The sequence below is a fragment of the Acidovorax sp. HMWF018 genome, from assembly GCF_003061035.1.
Lineage (GTDB): Bacteria > Pseudomonadota > Gammaproteobacteria > Burkholderiales > Burkholderiaceae_C > Acidovorax > Acidovorax delafieldii.
The window spans coordinates 1-3420 of record NZ_QAIM01000314.1 but is presented as its reverse complement, the minus strand read 5'-3'; the positions used below and the strand labels follow the sequence as shown (position 1 = coordinate 3420).

9 protein-coding genes are annotated in these 3420 nt (G+C 55.8%); 5 read left to right on the top strand and 4 right to left on the bottom strand.

Annotation, left to right across the window (positions count from 1 at the left end; all coding sequences use genetic code 11):
* Together DBR23_RS30580 and DBR23_RS11940 are read right to left on the bottom strand one after the other, a co-directional pair.
* Positions 1 to 284 (bottom strand): hypothetical protein (locus tag DBR23_RS30580; RefSeq protein WP_233250413.1); only part of this gene is annotated, 284 nt, incomplete at its 3' end.
* Positions 285 to 483: 199 nt separating this feature from the next.
* Positions 484 to 1011, bottom strand: a complete 528-nt coding sequence (locus tag DBR23_RS11940) for an Arc family DNA-binding protein (protein ID WP_158276451.1) — start codon at positions 1009 to 1011, stop codon at positions 484 to 486.
* Positions 1012 to 1119: 108 nt separating this feature from the next.
* Between DBR23_RS11940 and DBR23_RS11935 the strand changes: the two genes are divergently transcribed.
* The 5 genes from DBR23_RS11935 to DBR23_RS11920 all read left to right on the top strand — a co-directional run bounded on the left by DBR23_RS11935 (position 1120) and on the right by DBR23_RS11920 (position 2700).
* The gene (locus DBR23_RS11935) at positions 1120 to 1296 is read left to right on the top strand and encodes an Arc family DNA-binding protein (protein WP_108498383.1); all 177 of its coding nucleotides are present in this window, start codon (positions 1120 to 1122) and stop codon (positions 1294 to 1296) included.
* Positions 1293 to 1814, top strand: a complete 522-nt coding sequence (locus tag DBR23_RS11930) for a Rha family transcriptional regulator (RefSeq protein WP_108498382.1) — start codon at positions 1293 to 1295, stop codon at positions 1812 to 1814. Before DBR23_RS11935 ends, DBR23_RS11930 begins: the two co-directional genes overlap by 4 nt.
* 12 nt (positions 1815 to 1826) lie before the next feature.
* Positions 1827 to 2045, top strand: a complete 219-nt coding sequence (locus tag DBR23_RS29285; RefSeq protein WP_146191313.1) for a hypothetical protein — start codon at positions 1827 to 1829, stop codon at positions 2043 to 2045.
* Positions 2046 to 2140: 95 nt separating this feature from the next.
* Complete coding sequence (locus tag DBR23_RS11925; protein WP_108498381.1) at positions 2141 to 2476, top strand: hypothetical protein; 336 nt, start codon at positions 2141 to 2143, stop codon at positions 2474 to 2476.
* Positions 2477 to 2478: 2 nt separating this feature from the next.
* Positions 2479 to 2700: a hypothetical protein gene (locus DBR23_RS11920; RefSeq protein WP_108498380.1), complete on the top strand. Its 222-nt coding sequence runs from the start codon at positions 2479 to 2481 to the stop codon at positions 2698 to 2700.
* Between the two features lie 164 nt (positions 2701 to 2864).
* Here the strand turns inward: DBR23_RS11920 and DBR23_RS29280 are convergent, their stop codons facing one another.
* Both DBR23_RS29280 and DBR23_RS30575 read right to left on the bottom strand, forming a co-directional pair.
* Complete coding sequence (locus DBR23_RS29280) at positions 2865 to 3077, bottom strand: hypothetical protein (RefSeq protein ID WP_146191312.1); 213 nt, start codon at positions 3075 to 3077, stop codon at positions 2865 to 2867.
* A partial coding sequence (locus DBR23_RS30575; RefSeq protein ID WP_233250412.1) for a hypothetical protein occupies positions 3070 to 3420 on the bottom strand: 351 nt, incomplete at its 5' end. The genes DBR23_RS29280 and DBR23_RS30575, both read right to left, overlap by 8 nt.

Below are 3420 nucleotides of genomic sequence, written 5' to 3'. Positions count from 1 at the left end.
TCCTTGCTGAATCGGTGTGCATTTGCCGGATTGGAGATGTTGTCCAGAATTCGCAACATAGCTGGTGAGCACCCCGTCTCAGCATCATCTTGTGCGTTTCTGCTGGTGATCTGCACCCGGATAAAGCCAGTCTTCGTGGACTTCACTAAGACTACTTGTCCCGGTTGAGCTGCATGTACTGGGTGCAACGGTGCAGGTGTTGCTCTGGTGTACTCACGCACGTATCCCTCACCCAGCATTCCTGCGGGAATCGACTGATGCTGACTAAATGTAAGGGTGGTCATGGCTATCTCCGTGTTTGATATCACGGTGATGCCATTGTCCGTTAATAACGGTTTTGCTGCAACGCCCACACTTACAGTCAATAGGGAACCTGGGGAATAACGGTCCTCGACCACAGTGACGGAACCTTAGATCTTGCGTATCAGGCTCAGGTTCAACCTTGACACGCATGTAGTCGGGACCGTCTAAGTCAGGGGTGACTTACTTCTTCCGCCGGACCATAGGGTTGAGTACGCGCGAAACCCTATCTACCAGATCGTTTGGCGTTTTCACTTCCGCCCCATCTACAAGGTCGGACAGCCCAACTACCGCGGCTGGCCTTGCGCCCTCTGTTGAAGCAGATCGGGATTGGATGAATTGCACCAGCCTGGCGATCTCAAGATCCAGATCATCCATGTCCCGCCGCAATCGTTCCAGTTCTGCGTCTTGGCCGCTGGTCCGAAGCACCGTCATGAGTAGCGCAACGGTATTTCGCTTTCCCTGCAAGTCGTTGATCTGAGCTGCGGCGTCCACCAGCTCGGAGCGGAGTGACGAACCGCCGCCACCCATAGGAGGCATCACGCCATGGGAGGTGGCGGCATTGACAAAGCTGGCCTCCAAGCGCGAGATCAACTCTGAGTTGTACGAGCGCCCCGAAGCCACGGCAGCCTCATGGATCCGCGCATGCAAATCCTTCGGGATGCGAACACCTTGCTTCTGGTAGTCGGCTTGTGGTTTGTTGGTGGCCATGCGTCCATCATAGCCGCGTTGATTTGTCAGGTATTGCGTGCACGGTAGACGCACTATATGATGCGTGCACCGTACACGCATTTATGACGGTATACGAAGGAGCAACAAATGACGGTAAGCAGAGGATCGCCAATCGCGCAGGTGCGATTGCCCGATGAATTGAAAGCGTGGCTGCAGCACGAGGCAATCGACAACCGCCGCAGCCTGAACAGCGAGATCGTTGTGCGCCTGGAGCAATCCCGCGCAGCCCAGCAGACCAAGCAACCCCAGGGAGCAACAGCATGAACGACCTCTCTGAATTCGTCGTTCTCAACGACACCACTCTGACAACTGACTCGCGCCGGGTGGCAAAGCATTTCAAGAAGCTGCACAAGAACGTGCTGCGCGCTTTCGATCAGCTCGATTGCAGTGATGAATTTCGTCGGCTCAACTTTGAGCCCACGTTGATTGAGGTGCCAGGGCCAAATGGATCAACTCGAATGGAGCGGATCGTCCGAATGACCAAGGATGGATTCGTTTTTCTGGCGATGGGCTTTCGAGGCTCGAAGGCCGCGCGCATAAAAGAGGCATACATCTTGGCCTTTAACGCGATGGCAGAGCAACTGCAGCGCATCGGCATGAGCTTGTGGGACCAGCGCCTCGAACTGGAGAAGAAGGACGCGACCTCTTTCATGTGGGCGTCGTTCGGATCGAAGCTGATGCTCAATCGCAAACATGAGCTGCCGGACATTCGGGAGACGCGAGAACGCCTCCAGCACGACATGGAACCAGGACTTTTCCCAACCACCGCAACAACTCACTAAGAAAGATGCACCATGAACCCAACACCAGAACAACTGGCCGAGCAACACGGACATGCTGAAACCGCCGCAGTACTAGCCGCAATGCAGGGAGCGAAGACCCAGGCTGGCCGCCTGCTGCTTCTTCACTCTCTGGTAGTGGAACTCTCTCACTCAGCGCATCCAGAGATGGCGCTTGCTGGGTTCTCAGTTGCGATGCTGGGCCCGCTGGAACGCGCCATGGGCGTGGCATGAAGGGCGCGTCAATCCCCACAAAGGCGAAAGCCCCGGCAGGTACGAACTGCCGAGGCTTTCTTTGAACCCCGAACCCAAACAGAACGGATTTCACAATGAAAGATACCACGCAACCCTTGACCACGGCAATCCCCGGTTTTTCCATTCCACTCGGCGCCCGCGCGGTGCTGGTGACAGATGCAGGGGAGGGCAAGTTCACCATGCACCCTGTAGAGCACGGCAAGTCTCTACTCAACATCCAGCGCGATTTGCAGGACCACCTGAGCGCCTATCCGCTGACCGATGAGTGGCTGGAAGACCTGCGCGACTACTGCGAGAGCCGCCTGGCTGCGCGGGCCGAAGCGAAGGCAACCGGCGGCATCGTGATTCCCCGCAAGCATGGGCGCTGGGAAATTGCCCATGTGAATGCCTTTGCACCACTGCCTGCTTAATCATGAGCGCAGCCATCAAAGCAGGTGACATTCTCACCAAGCGCGACGGCAGCCGCGTCCAAGGTCCGGCTATGTCTTTCAGCGCACCGTTCTGGATCTATGAGGCTGGCGTGGCCACTGTGAACTACGAAGATGACGAAGATGCAGCCCTGGAGCACTACGACAGGTTGGTGCAGGCTAGGCGCCTTGCGATGGGGAACACGACAGCGGTTCTTGTGCATTGACCAGATAAAAAGGCCCTCAATCGAGGGCCTTGTTTCACCCCAGTGGGGTTTGGTTTCACCTGCGCAGGGGCGAGACTGGTTGTTGTGCTGCCTGTTCCATGGGCGTCCTCCTGGCGGGACTGTAGCAGCGGTAGAAAAAAGCCCGCTAAACGCGGGCTGTGATGCTACTTTTGTTGCTGCTGGCTGCCAATATTAGCGAGGGCTTTTTTGAGCAGTGGCCCCGGCGGGGAAATCACAAGGGTTGGCGATTGACTAGCAGTTGAATCTTGGATGACTACGGTCTGATACTTGTAGTCCACAGCATTCGGACCTTGAGGACGAACAAAGTCCTCACGGCGACCAACTGCAGGGTCGTTTCTCGCGTTGAGACTAAGCATGATCAACTCCAGGGTTTAGCGAAGAATTGAAGTAGTGCTTGCGGGCAACCCACTTAAAACCTTCGTGTTTTGTGATTGTAGCCAGTTCGATCGGCCCACCAATCATCGGCGCTTGTAGGCTGAAGTGAGAGAACCTCGATGCGGTTTCAGCCAAAAATCTTGCCAGTTCTATTGCGTCCTGGATAGGCATAGCAGGGAGGTGCAGCGTTTGATATGTCCTCGATAGTATGAAGTCACGAATCTCGTACTGCTTCTCCTGCGGGAGTCCTACTTCCAGTAGCGCTGGCATCAGGTGTTGGCCAAAGCCTAACACGAGGCGGTCAAGAGCTTCGCAATCCCCATT

Bases quoted from the DNA above. Each gene is read 5' to 3' on its own strand.
- DBR23_RS11940 (WP_158276451.1), bottom strand. From the start codon at position 1,011: ATGGCCACCAACAAACCACAAGCCGACTACCAGAAGCAAGGTGTTCGC.
- DBR23_RS11935 (WP_108498383.1), top strand. From the start codon at position 1,120: ATGACGGTAAGCAGAGGATCGCCAATCGCGCAGGTGCGATTGCCCGAT.
- DBR23_RS11930 (WP_108498382.1), top strand. From the start codon at position 1,293: ATGAACGACCTCTCTGAATTCGTCGTTCTCAACGACACCACTCTGACA.
- DBR23_RS29285 (WP_146191313.1), top strand. From the start codon at position 1,827: ATGAACCCAACACCAGAACAACTGGCCGAGCAACACGGACATGCTGAA.
- DBR23_RS11925 (WP_108498381.1), top strand. From the start codon at position 2,141: ATGAAAGATACCACGCAACCCTTGACCACGGCAATCCCCGGTTTTTCC.
- DBR23_RS11920 (WP_108498380.1), top strand. From the start codon at position 2,479: ATGAGCGCAGCCATCAAAGCAGGTGACATTCTCACCAAGCGCGACGGC.
- DBR23_RS29280 (WP_146191312.1), bottom strand. From the start codon at position 3,077: ATGCTTAGTCTCAACGCGAGAAACGACCCTGCAGTTGGTCGCCGTGAG.